Origin of the sequence: Legionella sp. 39-23 (genome assembly GCF_001897665.1) — a bacterium.
In the GTDB taxonomy this organism is placed as follows: domain Bacteria; phylum Pseudomonadota; class Gammaproteobacteria; order Legionellales; family Legionellaceae; genus Legionella; species Legionella steelei.
The window spans coordinates 235,636-250,917 of record NZ_MKTO01000004.1; the positions used below are offsets into that span (position 1 = coordinate 235,636).

Consider the following 15,282-nt stretch of genomic DNA (forward strand, 5'->3'; position numbering starts at 1 on the left):
TTATACATTATGAATTGAAACAAATAAAAATGCCCCTTATAATCGCAAAAATTAAAATAGCGAGAGTCTTACCCATGCCAAATCAAGGCAAAATTATTACTGCAGTCAACGCGTGTCTGAAGCAAAAAAAAAATATCGATTTGGTACTAAATAAAAAAGGGATTTGCGCCGCACTTTCTGCTTTATGCATTAAATACACATTAGAAAATAAAAGACCGCTTTTTTTTGATTTACTCGAACAGTTAGCAACCCTACCTAGCACTTATCGTATTGGTGATAACCCTGCTATTGATGGTTTCATTATCAAAATCGAGAAAACATTTCGCGTTGAGGCATACAGTTATTATGAAATCCTGCAATCTGATATCGAAAAAATCTTGGAAATTGGCAATAAGCCACTAAAAAATGAATTTAATTTAGGGCTAACAACAGATGAAGCGCACTGGGAAGAAATATTCAAAAAAATTAGCCGTGAGAACCGTTCCTATCTAATTTGCAGTTATAACCATGCCATTAATTTATCTTTTGAAAACGGAAAATATGTTGTTTATGATTCAAACTACAATAAAAGAATAAAGGAGTTGGGAACGGTTGATGAGTTAGTCAAAGAAATTAAGGAGTGCTTTGATTATAAAGAAGACTCTTTTGGACTCAATATTCGTACATTTGCCCCGCCCAAGGCAACACCTGTGTCCTACCCTTCTCACGATGAATTACATCAAATTGCCTTCGCAAGTCAAACCGATACACGTTCAAGTTTCTTTGCTGCTCTGGCAGGAGACATGAATACACTTAAGTACTTATTTAAACACAATAAAATCAACTACGACAACTTGTCAAAAGAATATCTTCGTCCCGAGTTTAATGATCTTTTACTGCAACAGCCTAAATCACCTATTTTAAAAAATGCTATTTTGAAAGGAATTAATGCCACCCTATATGCAGGCAAGCACAAAGAAGCGGAAAAGCTCCTTGACCATTATCTCAAGACATATACTACAGCTGAAGAACAAAGTGCATTAAAAAACCAACTGCAAATGTTTCTTGACCAACCAGCAGCAGAACACCTGTTGTTAATGAAAAAAGAAGCAGATAACAGTAATTTAATGAAGGTATTCGATCAATTAAATCTTTCTCAAGAACCTAGAAATCAAACTACCTATAATCATCTGCAACTCCTAACTTTTATTAAAGAGGAAGCAAAATCCGCGCAAATAAATCAGTTTTTAAATGAGTTAACCCCAGAACAAATCATCAAACAAATTCAATATGCTGCGATTACCAACCAACATCATGTTTTAAATCTGTTAATTCCTCATTTAACAACGGCGAAAATTGCTCCCAAATCATTTCCTTGCATTTTCACCAAAGAAGTCATCCAAAATATTGATGCGATTACTTTGGAAAAACTCCTTATAAATGGTTTTGCAGTAAACATTGATGAGCCAGATTTACTCACCTTGTGCATGGAACGCAATAATATAACCATTTTTGAAACGTATGCACGTGCATGGGCAGAACAAACAAATCCAACACTTTGGAAAAACATTGATGATCATGAATATCGTTTAATTGATTTAAACACTCCGCTAGGCGCAACAACGCTACTCAATGTACTGATTTTCTTAAGAAAAAATGAGCATGTAAAAAACTCATGGAAAGATAATATTTCTGAGGAAACAATTAAAAGTGCGCTTACCCTGGCCATCTTGAATGGCAATAAAGAAATGAGCCAGTTTTTACAAGAAAAACTGAAAGCAAAGAAAAGCCATCTTGACCCAGAAACCATGGAGTTTCTCTATCAAAGAGGATTGGTAGAAGAGGACTTATCCATTTTATCCACATTGGATCAGTTAAATTACCATGTGGTACATAATACTCAGGATATACGCGCATTGTTCGAGTTGTGTTCTGATTACGATGACTTTTCAATCATCGAAAAATCTTTTACAACAGCAAGCCCTAGGATAAAACAACTCGTACTAGAAAGCAGTTTAAATTGGAATATCGTGCCAGTCATAACAGCATGTGCTCAACAAGCCCCCCGACTCTTTAATGACTACCTCAATGCATCAACCACAAGCCCTGGCAAACTGGCTAAACTGAATCGAGTTGGCGCCAAAATTCCAGCCGATACACTGACATTAGAAACACTGACATCACAGGAACAAAAAAAACAAATCAAAGGCTTTTTCAAAAATAAGCTTGCATATCTTGCCAGGACATTATGTAAAAAAGTAGCTTGGGAAGAAGCCGAGCTTGAAGAGTTCATTAATGAGTTAATTCTGGATAAAAATGAAAACGGGATCAAATTACTGCTGCAACTCTACCCCGCATTAAAGCAAAATCCAAAACTTATTCCTCTGCTGGCACAAAATAGCCTATTAATCGCCCTGGATTTTTTACTGGATAAAGAAACCGTTCTTGATCCAGAGTTAACGGAGCAAATTTTCACTTCTGCCCTAGCCAATAACCATAAAAATTTAGTTGCACGATTTTTGAGCCAAGGAAGAATAACTCCCAAAACTCCATTAAAAAGACCTCTTTTAGAATTACTGCAAGAGGCCATAGAAAAAGGAAATGGTTCTGTTTTAGAACCATTCATTGAACCCGATCTTAATTTCGGGCTGGATTTTAAAGAACTATTTCTTTTTAGCTGCGCCCACAAACAAGAAAAAATTGCCAACCAACTACTTGCCCGAGAATTTACACTTAACGCTACGGAGCGACAATACGCAATCCAACAATTATTTGCTGAGCAACCCGCCTCTGCTCAGTTTGAAAAAGTCTATGCTCAAGGGTACGGTAGACTTTATCAATTGTTAGTAAGAGCCAACGTACAAAATCCAAGAACACCTTTAATGAGCTCTATTAAAGCTCCAGAGAATGACCCTTTATTCCAAAATACAGAACTGTATTCAAGCTCGTTGTTTTTAAGTCCTTTAAAACGAGCCGTAAAAGAAAAAAACGAAACTGTATTTAATGCATTGTTTACTCAAAGCGATCTTCCAGGAGAGCCTAGTAAAAGTGTTTTAGATTTTTTAAAAGATCCTGTCCTTTTTGCAGATATATTCCCCTTATTTGAGAAAAAATACGGCCTAAAAAAATTACTGGATGAGGCGCTAAAACAAAAAGAATGGGCAACCTTAGCTAATCTTATTGAAAAGAAAAAATTGGAAGATTTGGACGCAGAGTTTCAAAAGTCTGTACAAGAGCATGCTCTAGTCATCGTTAATGCTTATGTAGAGAATCTCAAAGCACATTATGATAAAACTGACGTTCGCCCCCAGCTATTTAAACTCCTAGAAAGTACAAATCCACATGCTCTTGCTCAATTGGCAATTCCGTATCGAGAGGAAATTCAAAAAGTACTCGCAGGCATTGAACTGAATATGCTGCAAAATCAACTTGATTTAAATAATCAAATTTATCGTTATACCTTTAATAGTTTGCCATTTAAGAGAGCGCTTGCGGAGCTTAGCAAAATCTTCGAAGAATGTCAGACAGTTATTCACGAGGGAAAGATTGATCTGGATCAAATCATTGAAAATCCTGAACTAGTGAATCATCTGGCACGAATAAAACTCATCATGGCAGGACAAGATATTGCTCCTCATTACCTGGAGGAAAATCATTACGATCTCTTGGAGAAATTAATAGAAAACCCTCGATTTAAAGAGGTTTGCCAATTGGAGTTTAAGCTCTATTGTTTACTTAGACAGTTTAAAAAACCGCTTTTAGAACAAAGTGCTGAGATTCAAAAAGAATTCAATACGGCAGTGCAGTCACTCCAGGAAGCTTTAGCGCAAACAAACTTGCCTCCTAATTTTGTTTTACCAGGAATTCTAAAGTATTTCGCCCCGTCTCAATCAGCAGAGGTTTTGGGTAGTGACATTCAGGAACATACTATCCAGTCTGATTTGCCACAACTGCTAGAGGGGAGAAAAGAGCCCATTAAACCTGAGGTGGAACAATCTCAAAATAGCGAAGTTCAGCAACAGGCGGTGATAGCAAGTCCACAACCAAAGAACGGAGAACCGGCACTTTCTATGTCGGTTGTGAAACAATCTCATTTAAAAGACTTGAAAATACAATGTACTAACGCCTTAAGTTATTACTTGGAACATCGTGATGACAACTTAAGTGTTTTTTCTTATTTTTTTGATTATTCACGAGGAAAAATACGCGCCCAACATTATAAAAACTTAATCCAATCGGCTCAAACTGAACAAGAATTGTATCTTTTAGAATATGCTATTTTGGCAAATGATGACGGAACACAATTAAAGAATGACCTGGCATCACAACTGAAATTCAAAGATGAATATGCTGCTCGAGAACACCTCAAAACAACAATTCAAAAATCCTATTCCTTTACGAAACACGATTTAACACAATTAGACAACCTGATTGATTCAATTAATCAAAAAATTAATGCCGACGAACAAGTCGCTACAAGAAGCTTATTTAAGGAAGAGTTAGGCTATTTCAGACAAATCCGTAACCATCAAAGCACGTTGAGCCCTCTTTCTTTTTTCCAACCGAAACAACACGATCCAATTGACCAATTTTTACGATGGATTGCAAGCTGGCTTGGCTATGACAATTCCTCTGCAGAAGAAAACAAATTGGCTTTATAAAGTTATTGTAGCCTGGGGGCAGCGCAGCAAAACCCAGGCTACACTTCGCTGGCCCAAATTACAAAAGCCTCTAGCTATAAATAATATTCTGCATGAATAAATTATGCTAGGATGAAACATTTTCTACTATATGTCATACATGATGCAGGACGCCTTTAAAAAATTCTTTCAAAAATATCCCAAATCTGAAGCTCCTTTTATGCACGAACAACTTGCCCAATGGAGTGACACACGCCCTTTATCTGGATTACGAGTTGTTCATCATGTTCCTTTAGTAACGAATACTTTATTAAAAATAACCTGCTTACTTGAGGCAGGAGCTGATGTTACCGTCACCAATCCGTCAGACTTTTGTCATGCTCATCCACAGGCGATTTCGTGTTTAAACGAAGCAAAAATTCGTTATGTGGAAAATCCGCGCTCCCTTATTGGGGAAACTTTTGATCTGTATTTTGATTGTGGTGCACAGCTTTACCAATTTTTGGGAAAGCCCAAAATTGGTGCAATCGAATTAACCGGATCAGGCGATCAACTATATCGACAACAAGTTCTTGATTTTCCAGTAATTAGTATTGACCGTACGTTGACCAAACAACTGGAAACAGTTTTTGGATGTGCTGAAAGCAGCCAAATGGCTCTCACTCAATTAACAGGAGTTAATCCGACCGAAACATCATGGGTTATTTTTGGTTTTGGTAAAATTGGCCGTGGACTCGCCTATTTTTGTGCGCAAAATAAAGTTCCTGTCGTAATTGTAGATCCAAGTGAAAAGCAGCGAAATCTGGCTCAGAAGTTAGGTATTACCGCAATTGCGCCGCAAGATTTCAGTAAGCTTGAATGTGCATTAATCGAAGCCAATGTTGTTATTACCGCAACCGGAGGAAAAGCGATTATGGATGCTTATCCTCACTCCTGGTTTAGTGGCAAGATACTTGCAAATTTAGGGGTTTATGATGAATTTGGCCCTCAATTTAGTGATGATGAAGTCTTAAATCATAAAATGCCGGTTAATTTTGTACTTAATGACCCTACGCCTATGAAGTATATTGATCCAGAATTTTACATCCATAATCTTGTCGCATTAACTTTTCTAAAAGAAAAGCTATCTTATCAAGTCCATGGAATATCATCAGAATTAGATAATAGTATGATTCAACGTTGGTGCTCCTATCACTCTTTTCCGTTAGATACGATTAATGCTTGGTTGTATTTATAATGCATAGCCTGGGTAAAAGTGAGGCTGTAATCCAGACTGCATTCAGGGAGACATTTTTTAAAATAAATTTACACTTTCGCCATGATGCTATATATTCCGCCTTTTTCTCAAAACAAAATTAATGAATTTATCAGACTCGACACCTTCATCTAGCCCCAAAAGAACCATCATCTGGTTGGTCAGTGTATTTTTTCTATTATTTCAATTTTTCTTGCAACTCTCTTCGGGAATTATTATTGGCGCAATCATGCATGAGAAACAATTAACTGCATTTACTGCAGGTTTATTAAGTAGCGCCTTTTATTATGTTTATACCACAATGCAAATTCCCGTTGGCCTTCTTTTTGATCGATACAATACCCGAACTTTATTGTCCTTAAACGCGCTGATATGTGCATTAGGCTGCTTTTTGTTTTCTACTGGATATAACTTATTTGTATTATTTCTTGGCCGCCTAATTATTGGCGGTGGCTCCGCATTTGCTTTTGTTGGCATGACTCGTGTATTGCGCCAACATTATCCCCTAAAACAATATGCATTTATGATTGGCCTCACAGAAACCCTAGGTTTTACGGTGACAGTGGCGAGCATGATTGGCATGGGCTCACAAATAAGCCACATTAGCTGGCATTATTTCCTTGCTGGCGCTGGTGTCATCGGTATTTTAATTGCGTTTTTATGTGCGAATTTCATTCCCAGCAACAAGCCGATTATTGATAATCATCATCAATACAAAAAACATTTGTTGCTGATGCTGAAAAATAAATTAGTATGGATTAATGGATGGTTTGTAGGCTTGGAATTTTCGGTGATTACCGTTTTTGCTGCAATGTGGGCAGTTCCTTTTCTCCAGCTAAAATTGGAATGTTCTATAGAAACAGCCAGTATTCTCACCTCCATGATTTTATTGGGCGCTGGATTAAGTTGCCCCATATATGGCTGGTTGTCCATCCATTTGCCTAAACGCAAACCACTAATCCATATTTCATGCTTCTCTACTGCAATTTTGTTCATTCTTGTTCTGTACTTACCTATACATAATCTGCTCCTAACAGGCATCTTGTTGTTCGCAATTGGACTGTGTTGTGGGGCTTATATGCTCGCATTTACTATTGCGAATGAATTGGCGCCAGAAGAATCACTCTCCGCCTGTACAGGTTTCACCAACACCTTAGCAATGGCTACAGCTCCCCTTCTACAACCATTAATCGGTTATTTGTTGGATTATTCCAAAGGCGATACCCACCTCCATGTTGTGGCTGATTATCAACGAACCCTTTTAATCATTCCTGCGGCTTTAGTTATAGCCAGTGTTTTATCACAATTTCTTCCAGAGAAAGAGATTTAGTGCTCTCTAAGGAAAAAATTAATAAAACCTTAATAATACATCTATAAAATAACAATATTTAGCCAGTGTGTAGTTATTTTATATGACAACTTCTAAAAAGGAACGAAAACCCATTTCCCCCTCTCAGCCTCAAAAAGAAATAAGCTACTTTGTCGTATTTGGCGATAGTCTTTCTGATGGCAAAAACATGGGTGAAAAAGCATCCTTTCTCGGACCGTTAGCAAGAAAGTTGTGGCTAGCAATAACTGGGCTCGATAAATCACCTAAAGAACGATTTACCAATGGTTATACTTGGGCGGACTCGCTTAAATCAACCCTTATCAGTAAATTCCTTAATGAAGATAAAATAAAGGAAGATTCTGCGCATCGAAACCATAATTTAAATAATGCCGATATCGGTGATGATATTCTTTCTCGATCATCCGAAAAACAATACACTGAAGACGAAATACGAGCAGAAATAAGAAGGGTGAGACGCAAAAAAAGAGTAGCGGCTAGAGAAGAAGGTCATTTGTTCACTTCTGGACTAGAAAATACCCCAAAAACCGATCCGCTCCCCCGTCACCAGCCCCAAAAAACGCACCGTGTGACTGCAATTAAAAAAGCGGGGCTCCCAAAAGCCACTTTACGCGAATCTTCTGATGATATTGCGGACCAACTAATAACAGATCCTCGCTATAGCAAATACGTTCGAGAATATTATTCACTCGATGATGGTCGTATAGCTCAATATAATGGCCGGAATTTCTATAGAAACTACAGCCAAGGCGGTTCAACCTCTTATGATTACAGCTGGAACAGTATTTTTCTTTCGCTCCTTTCCCCTTTTACGTCAATCAAGCTGTTCTTTACTCGTTTAATGGTATCCAACTTGTCGAAACAGGTAGTGCAATTTTTGGAAGACAATGAGAAAGAAGAAATTTCTACAGAGCAAAAAAAGAAGACCCTTATTACGGTATTTTCTGGTGCTAATGATTTAATTACCGTTAATTCAGAACCCACCGAAGAAGCTGCGGAACTTGCTGCCCAAAGTAACATAGATAATATCGAATCATTAATTAAACAAGGCTACAGTAATTTTGTTCTATGCAACTTGCCTGATTTATCATTAACACCACGCTACCAACATAAATCAGATGAAGAGCGAAAGAATGCGCAAAAGATATCAAAGGAATTTAATAAAAAACTAGCAGAAAAACTGAAAATCTTAAAAGACGCCAATCCTGAGTGCTCAATTGAACTTTTTGATATCGAAACTGTTTTCACTAAAATTTATGATGATGTACGTGATAACGGCGAACACTCCAAATATGCTCAATACTTTGACCAAAAAGCACTACAAGAACCTTACCTAGAGTACGCAAAAGCACATAATATCCCAACAACCCCTGGCGGCGTCGCTCCAGGTAAAAAGCACATGTTTTGGGATGATGTTCATCCAACTGAAACCATGCATGCTTTATTGATGTCGGAGTATTACAAAAACAATCTGAGTCAATATAAAATTTCAGCACCAGCGGAACAGAGTCCAGAATATTTATGTAAAATCTTTAATCGAAAGTACCATGAAAAAATAGATGAGCTTACATTTGGTCCCTTGAGTTTTTGTAGCGAACTTCGGATTAATTACAAAGAGCCAGAAAAAGCACTTATCTCTATCTTACGTTACGCACTTAATGAAGAAAGTAATGACGGTGATTGTTTACGTGACGCGATGACCGACTTAGGGTGGTGGGTAAATGACAAACCCAACATGTGCATCCCCGCCTTAGCAGATGCTATGTGGATTTTGAATCCAATTGATGCACAAAAGTTAGATGCGGAATTAGATCCACATTTAGCTGAAACCAGCTCACATAAAATGATGCTTGGTGCATTAAGTGGAGAACCGGTAGGTAAGAAACCGCAGTTCAAAAGAATCACTGCGGATTTAGCTTTGGATCCTGTAGTAGTGGAGCGATTAAAAAAGCTGGAGAAAAAACCTGGAATTACGGAGCCAGAAACCACTGTATTAAAAAAACAAGAGCCTGTAACAGAGCCTTTGACCCTGAGCGTTTTTTAGTCCAGATTCGCACAGTGTAATCCGCTGACTTCCACATATGCCCCTCACCCTAACGATCTCCCCAAAGAGGCGAGAGGATAAAAAATGGGGCTCGGGAGAATAAAAAAACACAATCAACAAAAATCCCCACTCCCGCTTACGGGAGTGGGTGTTAAATAATTTTTTCTTCGTTGGATACTTTCAATTTATATATAACCCCAGATTGCGCTCTGCTAATCCAGGCTACACTATCAATTCAAGGTTAAAAGCTCTCTTCAAGTATTTAACTTCTTAACGTCCTGTATCGCCAATTCGGTTGTTGTATTCTTTAAAAATGATTGTTGAGTAACAAAACAAAAGCCACCTCGACTGTCTTTAGAGAACCCTGCAACTGTGTGGGATAGTGAGTCGTTCGCTTTCAGAGAGTTAATCAATTTTAAATTCAGCTTAGGTAAGCCAATCCTCAGCATACACTGATCATTCTCTAAAGGTTTTAATGAAATAAATTGAGACATTTTTACTTTGTTGCCTGAAGGATCAAGCCAACCCGCAACTGCTGCGCTGGTTGCATCTTTTTCTTTAAGATTTGCAGAATAAAACCCATTATCATCGTTTAAACGACAAAATGTAGTGTTGATTTCATGGTCATCTTTTTGCTCATCATTCAATGCCAATTTGCCAAACCATGCTTTATTGCCAGTAACAAACTGCTCTTTATCATCAATGCGTAAATGTCCATTGAGCTGACTTGTCTGTAACACTTGGAATTTTACTCCGGGTCGCAAAACTAAGGTTTCATTGTTATTTGCTTGTTTCAGCATATCTACTTTAAAGTTAAAACCTTTTTTATCCGCTGCTTTTACACCGAAGATCCAACTGTCATTGATGGGATTGTAACGAATAAACGAATAACCAACATGCCAATCAAGTGGTGTTGTTTGCCCTATTTTTTCTTTATCTTCGTAGAAAAAAACCAGTTTATTTGTTTCACCATCAATTAAAGCAGCTTTAGTATGAAAATCTGCTCCTTGGCGCTGCATTTCAAAAAAATATCCGTACTTATCACCACTTTCATTCTCTACCATACCAGAAAAAGTCCAACTTCCTACAGTTGGATCGATAGATTGTACCGGTTGCAATGCCGCTGGTTTTATTTCAGTTGCAAGTACTCCAGTACTTATGTGGGATATGATTAAAAATAAAAAACAGCGAATCCAAGCAAACATAATCAGCAATAACCTTTTAACTGTTGATGTAACCACAATGCGTCCCAAAAAGCATCATCCAATACAGCGTCCACGGGCAAATAATGCATTGCGTCCGAACTAAAGGATCGACATTTCACGGCATCTTTTTCCGTCATAATAATAAGTGATTTGCAATAATTCAAATCATCTGGCTTAAACTGATAATGATCAGGATAAGAGCAGGTGTCGAATTCTATCCCTAATTGCAGCAAAGTGGAATAAAAACGTTGGGGGTTACCAATTGCAGCAATCGCTTCCCATGTTCCATTTAATGTATGCGGATCAATTTCTTCATCCGTACTTAACTTCTTAATTTTCCCAGGTTTTAATACCATAGAATATGCATTATCCCACTTCCCTTCATTCACCACAATAAAATCAACTTGCCCCAAGCGTTTAGAGGGCTCTCTTAACGGACCAGCTGGCAAACAAAGGCCATTACCTAATCCGCGGGTTCCATCAACCACAGCGATTTCAATGGCTCGCCCCATACGGTAATGTTGTAATCCATCGTCGCTAATAATAATTTGACTTTGATGTTTTTCTAAAAGATAGCGCACAGCCTCCGTACGGTTGGGCGCAATCACTACAGGACATTCGGTTTTTTGTGCTAACAATAAAGGCTCATCACCGACTTTTAGTGCAGAATCATTAACATGCACTTCATAGGGAAATGATTTGAGTTTTGCACCATACCCCCGACTGACTATACCAACTCTTAATCCTTTTTGTTGTATCCTCTTAGCCAGCTCGATCACCAATGGGGTCTTACCTACTCCTCCAACAGTTATATTACCAACAACAATTAGAGGGACTGGGCAATCAAATTGATGAAAACGTTGCAAAAAATAGCGTCTTACTGACACAATAAGTGAATATCCCCAAGACAACGGCCGCAATACCCATTGTATTGGGTGATTACCATACCATATGTTCTCGAGGGAAAAAGACATCAGGCTATTGCATCCTTATAAAATGTATCTGAGTATTGTATTCCCTGAAGCTGTGCGTAGTATCCTTGTAAATCAAGTAATTCCTGATGACTACCTTGTTCTACAATGCGTCCATGTTGCATCACGATAATTTTATCCGCATGTTTAATAGTTGATAAGCGATGTGCAATGACTAAAGTAGTGCGGTTTTTCATCACCGCTTCTAAGGCAATTTGTATATATCGCTCAGACTCACTATCTAAAGCAGATGTTGCTTCATCAAGAATTAAAATAGGAGCATCTTTCAATATAGCACGTGCGATCGCGATTCTTTGTCGCTGACCACCAGAGAGTAATACGCCATTTTCGCCTACACGCGTGTCATAACCTTCTGGGAAACGACTGATAAATTCATCAGCAAAAGCCATTTTAGCAGCATGTATAATTTGCTGGCGACTAACATCTGAACGACCATAGGCAATATTATTAGCCAAAGAATCATTAAAAAGCGTTACGTTTTGGCTCACCAAAGCCATTTGCTCACGCAAGCTGGTTAAACTTATTTGATTGATCGGGGTATTATCTAGAGTAATAGTGCCTTGATTTACTTCATAAAAACGAGGTAATAAGCTGGCTATAGTGGTCTTACCACTTCCTGAGTGTCCTACCAATGCAACCGTTTTACCGGCTTCGATGGTAAAACTCACATCATGTAATACCTTCTCTCCTTTTCTGTAAGCATAAGATACCTGTTTAAACTCAAGATCACCGCGCGCTCTTTGCGATAAAATGGTCCCTTGTCCTTGCTCTATAGGCAGATCTAACAGATTAAATACGCTTTCTGCACCAGCCAAACCCTTTTGTATTACCGCATTCAACGTAGTGAGGGTTTTCATGGGTTTGATTAGCTGTATCATCGCAGCAATAATTGCTAGAAAAGAACCAGCAGAAATAATGACCACTGTAGATAATTGAATTGCTGCCGCAATAATTGCTGCAATGCCTATTGCTATGACAATTTGCACTCCAGAGACGTTCAGAGCCTTGCTCGCAGCAACTTTCATATCATTTTGACGAGAGAGTTCTACAGCATTACTAAACTTTCCAGACTCATAAGTAATGCCCCCGAAAATACGAACTACTTTATACCCCTCAATTGCTTCACTCGCAATTTCGGTTACTTCCCCCATAGTTTTTTGTACTTTATGGCTGATTCGTCTGACACGTTTGTTTGTGTAGTTCACAATCAAACCAACAAAGGGAATAGTTAACAGGAACATCAGTGACAACTGCCAACAGATCACCATCATTACAGTGAGAAAACCGATAATTAAACAGGTATTTTGGACTATATCTGTTAATGCATCCGCACTAACCTGCGCTACTTGCTCCACATCATAAAGAATTTTAGAAAGCATTTGTCCTGAAGTTGCTTCATCATAAAAATCAGCTGGTAAATGAAGAATATGCTTAAAAACTTTTTCTCTTAAGACCTTAACTACAGAGCGAGCAACCCAGGTCATGCAATAACTACCCAGTGAACTGACAAGTCCCCTCAAAGTAATCCCTATTAAAACCATATAAGGAATTTTCTTGATAAAATCCATGTCCACATTAATAAAACTTTTATCAAAAAAAGGCCGCATCATATATGTGAAGCCCGCATCAATCAGGGAATATAAAATGTTGGCAAAAATACCTAATACCAGGATAGGCCAAAATGGTTTCACATAAGTTAACAAACGTTTGTATAAAATGCTGGTCTTAACTGAGAGTTTCTTTTTCATGACTCAAATAGTTCAATCGAAAAATGGGCCATTGTAACTGTTATTACATGGAAGTGCTAATATTATGTAGGGGGACGGTCCGGGACGGACCCCATCAGGAGGCATGCAGATTGTTTAAATTATTTTGCAGGGAGCCGTCCCGGACCGTCCCCCATGGTCATTCTAAAGTCATTTTGATGCGTGTATAAGCACAATGAAATCCTATTTTTTGCACGTTACAATCTGAAACGCTTCCGGGTTCTGTCGTAACCGTTGCCCAAGACAATCCCAGTTGCTTTGCACTATTTAATCGAGCCTTTAATAGTTTCTTTTGCAGCCCTTTTCCTCTATAGGCTGGCAAAGTACTGGTAACACCCAAGTCACAAAAATCTCCATGCATAGCAATTGTAGCGCCAGCTACAATCACATCATTATCATACACAGCATAGGCTCTGACTCCCTGAGATTGGGCGTAACGAAAAAACTGATCTTCCGCTTCAGGCGCATCAAAGCCTAAAGCTGTTTTTTTGGCCCACTCCTTCTTTTCATGAGACTTTATTTCTCTGATGTGCAATGACTCTGCAGTATAATCAACAGGCTGATATGATTTTAAATCCAATAGCGACACATTATTTAATTCACTGATGTGGTAGCCACGTTGGCTTAAAAATATAGAGAGCTCACTCCCCACAAAGGGACACAACTCAATATCGATGCGCTCATGATTCAAGGTTCTGTAAAAATGTTCTATCCGTTCAATTTCAGACTGAAAATGTGCCAATTTTGTAGCAAAGCCCCAGCCAACCACCTGCGATAAATACGAATCAAATCCTGAAAAACAAGCAGCCCCCCCATTGATTTCCAAAATCCGTCCTTGTGGATACTGTTTGGTTACCTCTATATGGGTTTGTTTGATGCAAGACTCCATCTGTGCTGCTAGATCTTTAGTGATACATTTCATCTAATATTATTCCTATCGAAACAAACAGAACGATTAAAATTCGCGGTCCTTTATTGTAATCCGTTTGCAAGCTCATAGACTAAGCCAGGACCACGATAAATCAGACCCGTGTACACTTGGATTAATGAAGCACCTGCATCCAACTTAGCCCGAGCTGTTTCGCAACTGTCAATGCCACCTACTCCAATCAAAGTTATAGCATCGCCTACATATTGTTTCAGCAAACGTAAGCATTGGGTCGACAAATCAAATACAGGTCTACCACTTAAGCCCCCAGTTTCCTCAGCATAAGGTAAATGAGCCACTCCCGTACGAGAACATGTTGTGTTCGTCGCAATAATTCCCTCAATACCGTAATTCAAAATCACTTCGGTCATTTGTTTTAATGTTTCTATATCTTCATCGGGTGATACTTTAACCACTAAAGGCACATGACGCTGAAATTTATCGGATAATTTAATTTGCTCCGTGTGTATTTGTGATAACAAATTGGCAAAATATTCTTTTTGCTGTAATTGGCGTAAATCAGGAGTATTGGGAGAGGATATATTGATGGTGACATATGACGCATGCTCATACACTTTAGCCAAACATTGAATGTAATCCTCGGCAGCATGTTCTAGTGGAGTATCTTTATTTTTACCAATATTGATTCCTAGAATTCCTTTATAACGTGCTTTTTTCACGTGGCTCACCAAAGCATCAACACCCTGATTATTAAATCCCATGCGATTGATAATTGCATGCGCATCTGGCAAACGAAATAATCGCGGCTGAGGATTACCAATTTGTGGCCGAGCAGTGACTGTCCCTAGTTCAATAAAGGAAAATCCCAGCTTGGCTAATGCATCGAGATGCTCGCCATTTTTATCCAAGCCTGCTGCCAAACCAACAGCATGGGGAAATTGAAGCCCAAAAGCTTCTATGGGTTTTGATTTTGTCTTTTTAAAACAAAAACCAGGCGCGTAATGTAATGCAGATAAACTAAAAGCATGGGCACTTTCAGGAGCCATGCTAAAAAGCAAAGGACGTAACATTGAATACATACAAGAACCTTGTAGCCTGGGTGAAGCGAAGCATAACCCGGGAGTGCTAACTCAAGAATTCCTGGGTTATGCCTCGCTTCACCCA

At 38.5% G+C, this 15,282-nt stretch carries 9 protein-coding genes; 4 read left to right on the top strand and 5 right to left on the bottom strand.

The window, feature by feature from the left end; genetic code table 11:
• The first annotated feature begins 74 nt into the window (after positions 1-74).
• From BGO44_RS02205 to BGO44_RS02220, 4 genes are all read left to right on the top strand, one after another.
• The gene (locus BGO44_RS02205) at positions 75-4,640 is read left to right on the top strand and encodes a hypothetical protein (protein WP_273199050.1); all 4,566 of its coding nucleotides are present in this window, start codon (positions 75-77) and stop codon (positions 4,638-4,640) included.
• 142 nt (positions 4,641-4,782) lie between these two features.
• On the top strand, positions 4,783-5,856 hold the full coding sequence (locus BGO44_RS02210) for a Rossmann-fold NAD(P)-binding domain-containing protein (protein ID WP_193393448.1): 1,074 nt from the start codon (positions 4,783-4,785) through the stop codon (positions 5,854-5,856).
• Positions 5,857-5,977: 121 nt separating this feature from the next.
• Complete coding sequence (locus BGO44_RS02215; protein ID WP_157070792.1) at positions 5,978-7,204, top strand: MFS transporter; 1,227 nt, start codon at positions 5,978-5,980, stop codon at positions 7,202-7,204.
• 82 nt (positions 7,205-7,286) lie between these two features.
• Positions 7,287-9,266, top strand: coding sequence for an SGNH/GDSL hydrolase family protein (locus BGO44_RS02220; RefSeq protein WP_273199049.1), 1,980 nt, complete (start codon positions 7,287-7,289; stop codon positions 9,264-9,266).
• 254 nt (positions 9,267-9,520) lie between these two features.
• Here the strand turns inward: BGO44_RS02220 and BGO44_RS02225 are convergent, their stop codons facing one another.
• The 5 genes from BGO44_RS02225 to BGO44_RS02245 form a co-directional block, all read right to left on the bottom strand.
• Complete coding sequence (locus BGO44_RS02225) at positions 9,521-10,471, bottom strand: hypothetical protein (RefSeq protein ID WP_058512303.1); 951 nt, start codon at positions 10,469-10,471, stop codon at positions 9,521-9,523.
• A 2-nt stretch (positions 10,472-10,473) separates the two neighbouring features.
• Positions 10,474-11,445 carry a tetraacyldisaccharide 4'-kinase gene (gene lpxK, locus BGO44_RS02230; protein ID WP_273199047.1) on the bottom strand — a complete coding sequence of 324 codons (972 nt, stop codon included), beginning with the start codon at positions 11,443-11,445 and terminating at the stop codon, positions 10,474-10,476.
• Entirely contained in the window at positions 11,445-13,211 is a 1,767-nt protein-coding gene (msbA, locus tag BGO44_RS02235; protein ID WP_273199044.1) for a lipid A export permease/ATP-binding protein MsbA, read from the bottom strand. The genes lpxK and msbA overlap by 1 nt, the downstream gene beginning before the upstream one ends.
• A gap of 157 nt (positions 13,212-13,368) precedes the next feature.
• Complete coding sequence (locus BGO44_RS02240; RefSeq protein WP_058512300.1) at positions 13,369-14,151, bottom strand: GNAT family N-acetyltransferase; 783 nt, start codon at positions 14,149-14,151, stop codon at positions 13,369-13,371.
• A 50-nt stretch (positions 14,152-14,201) separates the two neighbouring features.
• On the bottom strand, positions 14,202-15,197 hold the full coding sequence (locus BGO44_RS02245) for a quinone-dependent dihydroorotate dehydrogenase (RefSeq protein ID WP_273199041.1): 996 nt from the start codon (positions 15,195-15,197) through the stop codon (positions 14,202-14,204).
• Positions 15,198-15,282 lie beyond the last annotated feature (85 nt).

Coding starts and splice junctions, on each gene's coding strand:
- BGO44_RS02240 (WP_058512300.1), bottom strand. CDS start 14,151: ATGAAATGTATCACTAAAGATCTAGCAGCACAGATGGAGTCTTGCATC.
- BGO44_RS02220 (WP_273199049.1), top strand. CDS start 7,287: ATGACAACTTCTAAAAAGGAACGAAAACCCATTTCCCCCTCTCAGCCT.
- lpxK (WP_273199047.1), bottom strand. CDS start 11,445: ATGTCTTTTTCCCTCGAGAACATATGGTATGGTAATCACCCAATACAA.
- BGO44_RS02225 (WP_058512303.1), bottom strand. CDS start 10,471: ATGTTTGCTTGGATTCGCTGTTTTTTATTTTTAATCATATCCCACATA.
- BGO44_RS02245 (WP_273199041.1), bottom strand. CDS start 15,197: ATGTATTCAATGTTACGTCCTTTGCTTTTTAGCATGGCTCCTGAAAGT.
- BGO44_RS02205 (WP_273199050.1), top strand. CDS start 75: ATGCCAAATCAAGGCAAAATTATTACTGCAGTCAACGCGTGTCTGAAG.
- BGO44_RS02215 (WP_157070792.1), top strand. CDS start 5,978: ATGAATTTATCAGACTCGACACCTTCATCTAGCCCCAAAAGAACCATC.
- BGO44_RS02210 (WP_193393448.1), top strand. CDS start 4,783: ATGCAGGACGCCTTTAAAAAATTCTTTCAAAAATATCCCAAATCTGAA.
- msbA (WP_273199044.1), bottom strand. CDS start 13,211: ATGAAAAAGAAACTCTCAGTTAAGACCAGCATTTTATACAAACGTTTG.